The organism is Stenotrophomonas sp. YAU14D1_LEIMI4_1, from assembly GCF_003086815.1.
In the GTDB taxonomy this organism is placed as follows: Bacteria; Pseudomonadota; Gammaproteobacteria; order Xanthomonadales; family Xanthomonadaceae; genus Stenotrophomonas.
Genome location: NZ_CP025997.1, coordinates 143675 through 156166, shown reverse-complemented (window position 1 = coordinate 156166; position 12492 = coordinate 143675). Strand labels below are relative to the sequence as shown.

The 12492-nt window shown below is 67.7% G+C and carries 10 protein-coding genes; 3 read left to right on the top strand and 7 right to left on the bottom strand.

Going from position 1 to position 12492, the window contains the following annotated elements:
* Positions 1 to 5: 5 nt before the first annotated feature.
* Genes C1932_RS00610 through C1932_RS00590 form a run of 5 tightly spaced genes read right to left on the bottom strand, consistent with a single transcriptional unit; the run spans position 6 to position 4287 of the window.
* Positions 6 to 440: a hotdog fold thioesterase gene (locus tag C1932_RS00610; RefSeq protein WP_108748021.1), complete on the bottom strand. Its 435-nt coding sequence runs from the start codon at positions 438 to 440 to the stop codon at positions 6 to 8.
* Positions 441 to 449: 9 nt separating this feature from the next.
* Positions 450 to 2501, bottom strand: coding sequence for a phospholipase D family protein (locus C1932_RS00605; protein WP_108760865.1), 2052 nt, complete (start codon positions 2499 to 2501; stop codon positions 450 to 452).
* Positions 2498 to 3124, bottom strand: coding sequence for a YceI family protein (locus tag C1932_RS00600; RefSeq protein ID WP_108760864.1), 627 nt, complete (start codon positions 3122 to 3124; stop codon positions 2498 to 2500). The genes C1932_RS00605 and C1932_RS00600 overlap by 4 nt, the downstream gene beginning before the upstream one ends.
* A gap of 4 nt (positions 3125 to 3128) precedes the next feature.
* Positions 3129 to 3605 carry a histidine phosphatase family protein gene (locus C1932_RS00595; RefSeq protein WP_108748018.1) on the bottom strand — a complete coding sequence of 159 codons (477 nt, stop codon included), beginning with the start codon at positions 3603 to 3605 and terminating at the stop codon, positions 3129 to 3131.
* A gap of 52 nt (positions 3606 to 3657) precedes the next feature.
* Positions 3658 to 4287 (bottom strand): ParA family protein, encoded by a 630-nt coding sequence (locus tag C1932_RS00590; protein ID WP_108748017.1) that lies wholly within the window; start codon positions 4285 to 4287, stop codon positions 3658 to 3660.
* 122 nt (positions 4288 to 4409) lie between these two features.
* Between C1932_RS00590 and C1932_RS00585 the strand changes: the two genes are divergently transcribed.
* Positions 4410 to 5894, top strand: a complete 1485-nt coding sequence (locus C1932_RS00585) for an AAA family ATPase (RefSeq protein ID WP_108755042.1) — start codon at positions 4410 to 4412, stop codon at positions 5892 to 5894.
* Between the two features lie 617 nt (positions 5895 to 6511).
* Here C1932_RS00585 and C1932_RS00580 read toward each other — a convergent pair.
* Both C1932_RS00580 and C1932_RS00575 read right to left on the bottom strand, forming a co-directional pair.
* Complete coding sequence (locus C1932_RS00580; RefSeq protein ID WP_108760863.1) at positions 6512 to 7417, bottom strand: AEC family transporter; 906 nt, start codon at positions 7415 to 7417, stop codon at positions 6512 to 6514.
* Positions 7418 to 7435: 18 nt separating this feature from the next.
* Positions 7436 to 8071: a hypothetical protein gene (locus tag C1932_RS00575; protein WP_108755040.1), complete on the bottom strand. Its 636-nt coding sequence runs from the start codon at positions 8069 to 8071 to the stop codon at positions 7436 to 7438.
* A 165-nt stretch (positions 8072 to 8236) separates the two neighbouring features.
* Here C1932_RS00575 and C1932_RS00570 point away from each other — a divergent pair, with 165 nt between their 5' ends.
* Positions 8237 to 11923 carry an indolepyruvate ferredoxin oxidoreductase family protein gene (locus tag C1932_RS00570; RefSeq protein WP_108760862.1) on the top strand — a complete coding sequence of 1229 codons (3687 nt, stop codon included), beginning with the start codon at positions 8237 to 8239 and terminating at the stop codon, positions 11921 to 11923.
* Positions 11924 to 12104: 181 nt separating this feature from the next.
* Positions 12105 to 12464, top strand: a complete 360-nt coding sequence (locus C1932_RS00565) for a helix-turn-helix transcriptional regulator (RefSeq protein WP_070488755.1) — start codon at positions 12105 to 12107, stop codon at positions 12462 to 12464.
* The last annotated feature ends 28 nt before the right edge of the window (positions 12465 to 12492 follow it).

Below are 12492 nucleotides of genomic sequence, written 5' to 3'. Positions count from 1 at the left end.
CGGGTTCAGCCGTGGCCTGCTGCAACCACCGCCAGGGTCAGGCGGGACACACACACCAGCTTGCCCTGCTCGTCTTCAATGCGGATTTCCCACAGCTGGGTGCTGCGGCCCACGTGCAGCGCACGCGCCGTGCCAGTGACGGTGCCCGAGCGCACCGCGCGCACGTGGTTGGCGTTGATTTCCAGGCCCACGCAGATCTGCTTGGCGGTATCCACGCACAGGTTGCCGGCGCTGCTGCCCAGGGTTTCGGCCAGCACTACCGAGGCGCCACCGTGCAGGATGCCGTACGGCTGGCGGGTGCGTTCGTCCACCGGCATGGTGGCCTGCAGCCAGTCCTCACCGGCGGCGCTGAAGACGATGCCCAGCGACTGGATGGCGGTGTTGCGGCTGAGCGCATTCAGCTGGTCGATCGAGACGGCTTCGCGGAACACCTGCGGCATGGGGCACCTTCAGAGAATGGGAACGAGACCGGCGCCGAATGCGGTCAGCATGCGCACCAGCAACCACTTCGGGCCGACGTTGACTTCCGGGAAGTCACCCACGGCCACATAACACGTATGGAAATCCGGGCTCTGCCGCGGCAACGGCTGCGGGCAGTCGGGGCCGGGCTGGAACTCGTAGTCGGTGGCATAGCGCCACGGCCAGAAATCGAGGATCGGCAAGGCTTCGGAGGCCTTGCCCACGCTGTAGTTCAGCCCGGACAACACCGGCGGCTTGGTACGCGGCGCCACCGTCCATGCGTTCTGCGGGTGGGTGTCGCGCAGGATGCTCTGCGCCAGCTGTTCGGCGAACACCGGATCGTCGATGATCACCGCGCCTTCGGTGTTGTAGTTCTCGCTGCGCGGGTCGAAGTTGTGGGTACCGACCACGCCGATGCGGCGGTCGACCACCAGCGACTTCGCGTGCAGGCCCATGCGCGCGCCCTTGCGGGTCACAGGCAGGGGCTTGTTCACGGCCTTGCTGCCCAGGAACGAGGGGCGTGTTTCGGTACGCAGCAGGCGGGTTTCCACCTCGCTGCCGGCGGCGCGACGGCGCGCACGGCCGTTTTCGTAGGCACTGCCCAGCCGCGGGTTGACCCGGCGCACCGGCTCGCTGTCCACCTGCGGCGCCGGCGGCGCATCGTTGCCTCCGGCATTGCTGCCGGCCGCGCTGCCACCGATCAGGGTGCTGCGCCCGCTCGCTTCAGTGCCCGTGCCGGCAATCGGGTCGGGCAGCAGGTTGCGGTAGTCCACCGGCGCGTCCAGCGGGAACGGCTTGTATTCGAAGATGTTGAAGCCCAGTTCGCGCATGTTGCGCCGCTTGTACTTGTATGACAGCGCATAGACGATGGGGTTGTCGGTGGCCGCCAGGCTGTTGCTGGACACCACGATGCGCGGCGGTTCGGGCCGCTTGCGCAGGTCGCGGAACAGCGCCTGCGCCGGCTTGGACAGCACCAGGTACGGGGTCTGCAGGATCACTTCCTTCTGCGCACCGGCAATCAGGCTGTCCAGCTGCGGTTCGGTCACGTGCTGGCCGGCCAAGGGTGCATCGGCGCGCTCGCGGCGGTGCTTGCGCGGCAGGTCGGCCACGTAACGCACCGAGGCCACCGGTAGCGCGGTGTCCACGAAGCTACGGGTGACGAAGCCCTGGTCGTTGGCCTCCTCGCTGACCCGCTCCACCCGCTCGGGGCGGCGGAACTGCGCGGGCGGCAACGTCGGCACGCCCTCGTTGAGCAGGGTACGGCCGACATCGTTCAGGCGCTCGGCCGGCACGCTGCGCGGGGCACGCCAGAACGCATCGAAGTTGGCGGCCATGGCGCGCGCTTCGGGGCCGGCGATCAGCACATCGCGGTCGCGGAAGTTGTATTCGCGGTCCCAGTCGTAATAGTCGTCCTGGTAGTTGCGCCCGCCCACCACACCAATGGCATCGTCGATCACCAGCAGCTTGTTGTGCATGCGCTGGTTGAAGCGGCGGAAGCAGCACAGCACGCTGCCGGCGTAGTCGAAGTAGTTCAGCCGCGCCTTGCCGAAGGTCGGGTTGTACACCCGCAGCTGGAAGTTCTGGTGGGCGCCGGACAGCGCGCCCAGGATCTGCAGGTCGGAGATCGCCGACAGCTGGTCGATCAGCACCCGTACCTTCACCCCGCGCCGGGCGGCGGCCAGCAGTTCGTCGATGACCAGGCGCGCACTGTCGTCCTTGTCGAAGATGTAGGTCTGCAGGTCGATGCTGCGGGTGGCGCTGCGCATCAGGTTCAGGCGCGCCACCAGCGCACCTTCGCCCTCGTCCAGCAGGGTGGCGTAGTGCCGCGGCTGGGTATCGGTGGATTCACTGAAGGCACGGCCGGCCAAGGCGCGCAGCGGTGAATCCTGCGCGCAGCGGTCGGCACGCTGGCAATCAATCTGGGCCGAGCGCGCCTGCACGGCGATGGCTTCGGCACGGTCACGCTGGGCGTGCGACAACGACGCACACCCGCTGCCCAGCAACACCGTTGCCAGCGCTACCACGCGCAACAGGAAATTCACGGTTTGGACGCCTCGCTCAGGCGCGCGCGCAATACGAAAGTCACTCGGTCACTCAAGGCAAGCTGCCAGCTGTCCATGCCGTACCGGCCTCGTTGCACGGTACCGCGGCTGACGACATCGCAATCATAGCCGGGTCGGCCACATTCCGCCTTCTCTACCTGCAGCGATTCAGGATGGCTGACGCCGCGCAGGGTCAGCCGGCCCTGGATCTCACCGCCACGTTCCACCGTCTCCGGCCAGTACGGCAGCGAGTCGAATTCGACGAAGGGATAGCGCCCGGCATCGAAGAATTCCGGCCCGCGCATCCAGCCCGTGTAGCGTTCCTTGCCGGGAATTTCCACGGTGCGGGTGAACATCTTCAGGTGCACCTGGTGGCGACCGTCGGACAGCACGTCCACCCGCCCTTCGAAGTGCGGAAACACCCCTTCGATGCGCTGGCCCAGCCGCGAGCGCACCTCGAAGCCGATCTGCGAGCGTTCCAGGTCCAGCAGCATCGTGCGCCGGGCTTCGCTCACCACCGGCGGCAGGGAGGTGGGGGTGGAGGGCGCCGGGCCCCCGGCCCAGGCTGCGCCGGGGAGCAGCAGCCAGGCCAGCAGGCAGCGGCCCGGTAACGCCAGGCTCATGGTTTCACGGCCACCAGAACGCGTTCAGGCTGGCCACACCGGGCTCGATGCTGGCCTCGCGGGGGAAGCCCAGCACCGCCACGCCCGCCGGCGGCATGCCCCGGTAGTCGCTGCTGGTGCCTTCGGTCATCAGCGCCACCAGCCGTTCCAGGCCGGGGTTGTGGCCGACGATCAGCAGCCGGTCCAGGTCGCGGCGGTCATCCACCAGCGCCGCCAGGGTGCCGGGGGTGGCCTCGTAGACACTGTCTTCCAAGCGCTTTTCGACGTAGCCGATGGCCGCCATCACCGCTTCCAGCGTTTCGCGGGTGCGCCGCGCCGGCGAGCACAGCACACAGTCGGGCAGCAGGTTGTTGTCCTTCAGCCACTTGCCGGCGGCTTCGGCCTCGGCCAGCCCCACCGGCGACAACGGTCGGTCAAGGTCAGCCTGGCCAGGGGTGGCCGGTTCGGCATGGGCATGGCGCAGCAGGATCAGTTCACGCATTGCAGTTTTCCATTGGCCTACGGGAGTGACACAGGAAGGAAGAACACCAGCCTTACAGCTTCAGCCAGGCCAGCAGGGGCTCCCAGTCGGCCTGGTGCTCGCGCACCTGCGCCGAACGGTAGTCGAACAGACTGCGGCCCAGGCCGGTCATCACCACATAACTCTGGCTGTCTCGCAGCTGCGTGACTACCGGGTAGGGCCATTCGGCCAACATCTGCAAGGCCTGCTGCGAGGTCTGGGTCCACGGCTTGGTACGGTTCAGCACCAGCCCCACCGGCAGCTTGCGGCTGTGCACGCGCGGGTTGCCAGCCAGGCTGTTGAGGAAGCCGACGATGGCTTCGATGTCCAGCGCCGAGGGCAGCACCGGCACCACCACGGCATCGGCGGCATCAAGGAAATGGGGGATATCGTCGGCCAGCGCGCCGGCCGGTGCATCGATGATGACGGTATCGGTGCCGTCGGGCAGCTTCTGCGCCCACTGCTTCTTCCGGTACACATCGATCGGCAGCACCGCGCTTTCCAGCCCGGCCCGGCGCTGGGCCCAGCGCGTGCTGGAGCCCTGCGGGTCGGCATCGGCGATTACCGTGGCCCTGCCCTGCAATGCCGCGTATGCGGCCAGGTGGGTGGCGACGGTGGTCTTGCCCACCCCGCCCTTGGAACCGGCCACCAGGATCGTCTTCATGCCAGCCTCGCTTCCGGGTATGTGCCCCGAGCGTACACCGGCGCCCGTGACGGAAGGTAGCGCTGTGCTGAACCCCGGCCCCGGCCTTTGCTATCGTGGCGCCCCCGAAGGATCGAACCCGCATGAGCGAACTGCAGGACCTGAGCGCGCTGATCCGCGCCAACACGCCCCTGATCGTGATCGAGACCCAGGATGAGGGTCGCATCGTCGAACTGTTCCGGCAGACGCTGATGCACGTCTGGCGTGCCCTGCACCGCTGGTCCATCACCGAGGGCCTGCGCCGCATCGACCTGGAACGCGAGGACGAGGCGGTGGGGCCGCCGGACGCCAGTGCGGCGCTGCAGATGATCCGCCAGGCAGAACAGCGCGGCATCTACCTGCTGCTCGATTTCCACCCCTACCTGGGCTATGCCAGCCACCAGCGGGCGTTGCGCGACCTGATCCAGCGCCGCCACAGCCAGCCGCACGTGCTGGTGCTGATCGGTGCGAAGGTGGAACTGCCGGCCGAGCTGGAAGCCCTGGCGGTGCGCTTCAACCCGCGCCTGCCCGACGCCAACGCGCTGCTGAAGATGCTGCGCGAAGAGGCCGATGCCTACGCCCGCGAACACGGCGGCCGCCGCGTGGAAGTGGACAGCGAGGCGGTGAAGAAGATCCTGAAGAACCTGCAGGGGCTGAGCCTGGTCGATGCGCGGCGCATTGCCCGGCAGCTGATCTACGCCGACGGCGCGCTGCGCGACGACGACCTGCCGCAACTGGCGCGACTGAAGTTCGAGCTGCTGAACCGCAGCGGCCACCTGTTCTTCGAACACGACAGTGCGCGCTTCGGCGATGTGGCCGGTGCCAACCGGCTCAAGCGCTGGATCAACCAGCGCCGGGTGGCCTTCATTGCCGGGTCTGCGCCGGCCGGGCTGGACCCGCCGCGCGGCATGCTGCTGCTGGGCGTGCAGGGGTGTGGCAAATCGATGCTGGCCAAGGCCACCGCCGCCGGCTTCGGCGTGCCGCTGCTGCGCCTGGACGTGGGCGCGCTGTACAACAAGTACCACGGCGAAACCGAGGCCAACCTGCGCCAGGCGCTGGCCTCGGCCGAGCAGCTGGCGCCGTGCGTGCTGTGGATGGATGAAATCGAGAAGGGCCTGGCCAGTGGCGGCGAGGACGGCGGCGTATCGCGCCGCGTATTGGGCTACCTGCTGACCTGGATGGCCGAGCGCAAGGCCCCGGTGTTCATCGTGGCCACCGCCAACCAGGTGCACGAACTGCCGGCCGAGCTGCTGCGCAAGGGCCGCTTCGACGAGATCTTCTTCGTCGATCTGCCCGCGCCGGATGTGCGGGTGGAACTGCTGCGCCTGCATCTGGGCCGACGCCAATTGAATCCCGATGATTTCGCGTTGCCGGCGCTGGCCGCAGCCGCGAACGGGTTCTCGGGTGCCGAGATCGAGCAGGCGATCGTGGCCGGCCTCTATTCGGCGCATGCCGAGGGCCGTCCGCTGGATACCGAGCTGCTGATGACCGAGCTGCGGGCCACGCGCCCGTTGTCGGTGCTGATGGCCGAACAGGTGGCGGCATTGCGCGAATGGGCGTCGGGTCGGACGGTGTCTGCGGACGACTGAAGGGTTATCGGCCAACGGCGCAGCCCCTCGTGGCTGGCGGTGGGTCGCCAACGGCGGGTCATGCGTTTGGCCGCGCGGGCAGGCCGCGCGGGGGACGCCGTGAATCCATCCATGGAGGCTTGTCAGCCGCATCCATGCGGCCGACACCCCCGCGCGGCCTACCCGCCCGACCCCTGACACTTTCCGTGTGCTGTCAGCCACGGAGAAGAAAAAGAAGAGCAAGAGCAAAAGCAGAAGCGGGTCGCTTCGCTCGCATCCACGCATGGCGTGGATCTACCGTGTCGACCAAGGTCGACACCTACCAGAGCGGAATGCCGTTCCGGCAGATCACAGGAATCTGTCGAAGGCGGGGTGGGTCCGGTTGCGGGGGTGTCCGCGGCATGGGTCCGAGGCATGCCTCGGGCGGGTTGGGCAGGACGCCCAACCCCGGTCTTGCCGTGTGCGCAGGAAAGCGCAAACGAGCAAGCCGCGGCCAAGGCTGCAGGGACGTACTTGCGCCGTCCCCCGCAACCGGACCCACCCCGCCATCCCACGGATACCCAGCTTTTGCCGTTGCTTCAGTCGAGCATGGCTCGACTCTACAGCGGGTGCAGGGCTGCAAGCCTTGCCGCACAACCTCACCCCAGTGCCCACATCCATGCCGGCAGGGTGACCAGCGACAGCACGATGCCGTAGCCCACCAGCGCGGCCGCCAGCCGCGGCGCCAGGCGGTGCGAGATCGCCAGCGCGGCGGCGGTGATCATGGTCGGCATGGCCGATTCGATTACGTTGGCCTGCAGCATCAGGCCCTGCATGCCCAACAGCCACGACAGCGGCAGGGCCAGTGCCGGCAGCACCATCAGCTTCAGCAGCAGGCCCACAGCCAGCGGCTTCAGCTCTTCGCGGCGCAGGCGCAGTTGGATCGACAGGCCCACCGCCAGCATCACCAGCGGCAGCATCGCATCGGCCAGCTGCTTCAGCGCGGTGCCGATCCAGGCCGGCGGCTGCGCCGGCATCAGCAGCAGGGCGAAGACCAGTGCCCACAGCGGCGGAAAACGTGCGATCCGCCCCAGTACCTGGCGCGCGGAGGGCGGCCGGTCGCCACTGTAGCGAGCCAGCACCAGCAGACCGAACGTCGACAGCAGCAGGAACGTACCGAACTGGTCGTACACCACCGCGTACGGCAGCGCCGCGTCACCCAGCAGCGCGCGCACCATCGGGTAACCAATGAAGCTGGAATTGGCCAGCGCCACGCAGATCAGCAGCACGGCGTGCACATCGCGGGCGAAACCGAACACGCGCGTGGCCAGGCTGACCAGCGCCCAGGTGGCCAGCATCAGCAACCAGGGCGTGGCCATCAGGCCCAGCAGGCTGGCATCCAGGTGCAGGCGCGGCACGTAGGTCAGCACCGCGGCCGGCAGGCAGACGTACAGCACCACCTTGTTCAGCGTTTCCGGCGCGGTTTCCGGCAATGCGCGCAGACGCGCGAACAGCATGCCCAACCCCAGCATCGCCAGGATCAGTGCGAACGCATCAAACGCCATCGGCGGGATTCAGCGGGTTCAGGGCCAGGCCGGCGGTGCGGCGGCCCAGGCCTGCTGCACTTCGGCCAGGCTGGCCCGTTCGTCGTCGCGCCAGCCCGGCAGCAGTTCGGCGTAGCGGCTGCTGTCGCTCCACTGGGTGGGCTCGGTGCGCACGGCAGCGGCATACCACTTCACCGCTTCCTGCTGCTGGCCGGCGCGCCACAGCGCCAACGCGAAGGTGGGCGGCACCCAGCTGGGGTTGGTGTACTGGCTGCTGGTGGCCGACAGCCACTGTTCCAGCGCGCCCAACGGCTGGCCCTGGCGCATCAGGTCCCAACCGTAATTCCAGCGTACGCCCCGGCCTGCAGCGCTCTGCGGCGTGGTGTCGGCCAGCGCGTCGCGATAGAGCTTTTCGCCCAGCTCGGTGCGGCCCATGCCGATCGCCACCGATGCCAGCTGAATGTTGGCTTCCAGCACCTTGCGGCCGCGCTCGCGCTGCTTCATCAGCTGGGCCACCAGTTCGTCACCTTCACCCTGGGCGACCACCATCGGTGCAGCCGCGGCGTCGGTGTCGAAATAGAACTCCTGCGGCGCTGGCAGCGCCGGCGCGGCCCATGCATTGGCCACGCCCAAGGCCAGCACGGCGCTGGCCAGCCACTTCAATGAAACGGACATCAGACTTCCCCCTGGTTGAAACAACAACCCCCCACACCCCGATCCTAACCCCAGCACTGCTGCCGATGCGAGTGCCGGGCCACCACGCCCCCACTGTTACAATCCGCGCCTTTCCCGCCCTGCCCCGCGCAGGGCCGGTGCCAGCCGATCCTCACCGGGCCAGCCATGACCAGTACCGCGCAACTCACTTCGCCCTCTTCCGCCGACCTGATCGACCGTGATTACACGCTCGACCACAAGTACACCCGCAACGAGGGGCGGATCTACCTGAGTGGCGTGCAGGCGCTGGTGCGGCTGCCGCTGATGCAGCGCCTGCGCGATGCCGCCGAAGGCATCGACAGCGCCGGCTTCGTCAGTGGCTACCGCGGCAGCCCGCTGGGCGGCTTCGACCTGGAACTGTGGCGCGCACGCAAGCACCTGGAAGCGGCCAAGGTGAAGTTCACCCCCGGCCTGAACGAAGATCTGGGCGCCACCATGGTCTGGGGCACGCAGCAGACCAACCTGTTCCCCGGCGCCAACGTGCAGGGCGTGTTCGGCATGTGGTACGGCAAGGGGCCGGGCGTGGACCGCTGCGGTGACGTCTTCAAGCACGCCAACGCCGCCGGCACCTCCCGCCATGGTGGCGTGCTGGCGCTGGCTGCCGATGACCATGCCTGCCGCAGCTCGACCCTGCCGCATGGCAGCGAGGACGAGTTCGTCAGCGCGATGATGCCGGTGCTGAACCCGGCGGGCGTGCAGGACATCCTGGACATGGGCCTGCTCGGCTGGGCCATGAGCCGCTATACCGGGCGCTGGGTGGGCTTCAAGACCATCGCCGAGACGGTGGAATCCTCGGCCTCGGTGGAGGTTGATCCGCTGGCCCGGCGCATCGTGCTGCCCGAAGACTTCGACATGCCCAGCGGCGGACTCAACATCCGCTGGCCAGACCCGCCGCTGGACCAAGAGATGCGCCTGCACCGCTATGCGGTGAAGGCCGCGCAGGCCTTTGCCCGCGCCAACGGCATCGACAAGGTGGTGATGGACGCACCGCGCGCGCGGCTGGGCATCGTCACCACCGGCAAGAGCTACCTGGACGTGCTGCAGGCGCTGGAATACCTGGGCCTGGACGAAGCGGCCTGCGCCGACATCGGCATCCGGGTGTACAAGGTCGGCATGACCTGGCCGCTGGAGCCGGAAGGCATCGCGCGCTTCGCACAGGGCCTGGAAGACATCATCGTGGTGGAGGAGAAGCGTGCCTTCATCGAGCGACAGATGAAGGAGCAGTTCTTCAACTGGCCGGCCAGCTGGGGCCAGCGCCCGTCCATCGTCGGCAAGTACGACGAGAGCGGCGAGTGGATCCTGCCGTCCACCGGCGAACTGACCCCGGCGACCATCGCCGGCGTGATCGGTCGCCGCATCCAGAAGTTCTTCAACAACGAATCGATCGAGCAGCGCCTGCAGTGGATGCAGGAAAAGGAAGCCGAGCTTGCGTTGCCGCGCGCCAGCTTCCCGCGCGTGCCGCACTACTGCTCGGGCTGCCCGCACAACACCTCCACCACCGTGCCGGAAGGCTCGCGTGCGCTGGCCGGCATCGGTTGCCATTACATGGTGACCTGGATGGACCGCAGCACCGACACCTTCACCCACATGGGCGGCGAAGGCGTGACCTGGGCCGGGCAGGCGCCGTTCACCGATACCCCGCACGTGTTCCAGAACTTGGGCGATGGCACCTACTTCCACAGCGGCTCGCTGGCGATCCGCCAGGCAGTGGCCGCCGGGGTGAACATCACCTACAAGATCCTCTACAACGATGCGGTGGCCATGACCGGCGGCCAGCCGGTGGACGGCCCGCTGAGCGTGCCCGACATCGCCCGGCAGATGCGCGCCGAAGGCATCCACACCATCGTGGTGCTGTCGGACAACATCGGCAAGTGGACCGGCCAGCGCGAGCATTTCCCCAGCGATGTGGAGTTCCACGACCGCAGTGAACTGGACGCGGTGCAGAAGCGCCTGCGCGAGGTGAAGGGCGTTTCGATCCTGATCTACGAACAGACCTGCGCCACCGAGAAGCGCCGCCGCCGCAAGCGCGGCAAGCTGGAAGATCCGCAGAAGCGGGTGCTGATCAATTCGCTGGTCTGCGAAGGCTGCGGCGACTGCGGCAAGAAGAGCTTCTGCGTGTCGGTGCTGCCGAAGGACACCGAGTTCGGGCGCAAGCGCGAAATCGACCAGTCCAACTGCAACAAGGACTATTCGTGCGTGAACGGCTTCTGCCCCAGCTTCGTGACCGTGCACGGTGGCCAGCCGCGCAAGGGCAGCAAGCGCGATGCCTCCACGCTGCTGGACAACCTGCCGGCGCCGACCGTGCGCGGCACGCTGGAACAGCCCTGGAACATCCTGATCACCGGCGTGGGCGGCACCGGCGTGGTGACCATCGGCGCGCTGCTGGGCATGGCCGGCCACCTGGAAGGCAAGGGTGCTTCGGTGCTGGACCAGACCGGCCTGGCGCAGAAGGGCGGCGCGGTGACCACGCATATCCGCATCGCGCGGCGCCCGGACGATATCCACGCCGTGCGCATTGCCGCCGGCGAGGCCGACCTGGTGCTGGGCTGCGACATGGTGGTGGTGAATGACTACTGGGCGCTGTCGAAGGTGCGCGCCGGCCGCTCGCAGGTGGTATTGAACACCTACGAAGCGATGCCGGGCACCTTCACCACCCGCCCGGACATGCAGTTCCCGGCCGCCGACATCATCGCCGGCGTGCGCGTGGCGCTGGGCGGCCAGAAGCCGCTGCTGCTGGATGCCACCCAGTTGGCCACCGCGCTGCTGGGCGATGCGATCGCCGCCAACCTGTTCATCCTGGGCTACGCCTGGCAGCAGGGCCTGGTGCCGCTGTCGTTCGATTCGCTGATGCGTGCCATCGAACTGAATGGCGCCGCCGTGGCGATGAACCAGCAGGCCTTCGCTTGGGGCCGCCTGGCCGCGGTCGACCCGCAGGCCGTGCAGCAGGCTGCCGGCCTAGTGCGCAACCGCCACACCGACACCGAAGCCACGCCCGGCCCGCTGCACCCGCTGCCGCCGGGCGAATGGGAAGGCAACGAATGGGGCGCCACCGCCGCGCCGCGCAACACCGGCGACGAACGCGAACTGCGTGGCCTGCCCTCGCACGGTGGCGACGTCGCGTTCCTGCCGCTGGACGATGCGCGCCTGTCGCGTTCGCTGGATGAAATGATCGAACGCCGTGCCGCGTTCCTGGTCGACTACCAGGATGCGGCCTATGCCGCGCGCTACCGCGAGCTGGTGGCACGCGTGCGCGCGGCCGAAGGTGAGCGCATCGGCGGCTCCACCGCGCTGACCGAAACCGTGGCCCGCTACCTGTTCAAGCTGATGGCCTACAAGGACGAGTACGAAGTGGCGCGCCTGTATACCAGCGGCGATTTCCAGCGCCGCCTGCAGCAGCAGTTCGAGGGCGACTACCAGCTGCGCTTCCACCTGGCGCCGCCGTTGTTCGCCAAGAAGGACGAACAGGGCCGCCTGCTGAAGAAGGAATACGGCCCGTGGATGTTCAAGGCCTTCGGCCTGCTGGCCAGGCTGAAGTTCCTGCGTGGCGGCCGCTTCGATGTGTTCGGCCGCACCGAAGAGCGCCGCATGGAACGCCAGCTGATTGCGGATTACGAGGCGACGGTGCAGATGCTGCTGGAGGGGCTGGAGGACGACCGCCTGTCGCTGGCGGTGGAGATTGCCAGCGTGCCCGAGCACATCCGCGGCTTCGGCCACGTCAAGGAAGCCCATTTCGCGCAGGCCAAGGCGCGGGAAGCGGCGCTGCTGGCGCAGTGGCGCAACCCGAAGGCGCTGCATATCGTGCAGGTGGCGTAACCGGCAGCAGGGCCCTACCGGCCCTTGGCCGACTGCCCGGAGGGATCTAGAGCCGGAGGCGCTGGCGAGCAATGCCAGCGAACGTCGACATTTCAGAAATTGTCGCCGTTCAATGACATTCTTGAAATGTTATCGAACGGCGACTTTTGATTAAATGTTGCCGAGCGCATACATTCCACCTATGGACATCCTGCGAACGTCCCGAGACCTGGGCTTGGTCATCCGCCAGCGTCGCAAAGCACTCCGTTGGGATCAGGCCCAGTTGGCCGAACGCGTAGGCGTCAGTCGGCAATGGGTCATCGAAATGGAGAAGGGCAAGCCGCGGGTGGAGCTGCAACTGGTGCTGCGGACGCTCAACGTCCTCGGCCTGATACTGGCTACGGGCACTGTCGAGGGAATGGCCTCCTCCGCTGCATCGTCGGAAATGCCTCTGGAACTGCCTGATATCGACACTATCGTGGATGGCAACGGGCTGCGCCCGGATGAGCACCGCGCGACTGCCATGACGTTGGGGCGTAGAAAGCCCCACAAGGCCGTCTGACAGCCCCTTCCTCCCGGACATCGTGCCT

What these genes read in the sequence shown, in the direction of transcription:
- C1932_RS00590 (WP_108748017.1), bottom strand. Translation starts at nt 4,287, where the DNA reads ATGAAGACGATCCTGGTGGCCGGTTCCAAGGGCGGGGTGGGCAAGACC.
- C1932_RS00595 (WP_108748018.1), bottom strand. Translation starts at nt 3,605, where the DNA reads ATGCGTGAACTGATCCTGCTGCGCCATGCCCATGCCGAACCGGCCACC.
- C1932_RS00570 (WP_108760862.1), top strand. Translation starts at nt 8,237, where the DNA reads ATGACCAGTACCGCGCAACTCACTTCGCCCTCTTCCGCCGACCTGATC.
- C1932_RS00565 (WP_070488755.1), top strand. Translation starts at nt 12,105, where the DNA reads ATGGACATCCTGCGAACGTCCCGAGACCTGGGCTTGGTCATCCGCCAG.
- C1932_RS00580 (WP_108760863.1), bottom strand. Translation starts at nt 7,417, where the DNA reads ATGGCGTTTGATGCGTTCGCACTGATCCTGGCGATGCTGGGGTTGGGC.
- C1932_RS00610 (WP_108748021.1), bottom strand. Translation starts at nt 440, where the DNA reads ATGCCGCAGGTGTTCCGCGAAGCCGTCTCGATCGACCAGCTGAATGCG.
- C1932_RS00600 (WP_108760864.1), bottom strand. Translation starts at nt 3,124, where the DNA reads ATGAGCCTGGCGTTACCGGGCCGCTGCCTGCTGGCCTGGCTGCTGCTC.
- C1932_RS00575 (WP_108755040.1), bottom strand. Translation starts at nt 8,071, where the DNA reads ATGTCCGTTTCATTGAAGTGGCTGGCCAGCGCCGTGCTGGCCTTGGGC.
- C1932_RS00585 (WP_108755042.1), top strand. Translation starts at nt 4,410, where the DNA reads ATGAGCGAACTGCAGGACCTGAGCGCGCTGATCCGCGCCAACACGCCC.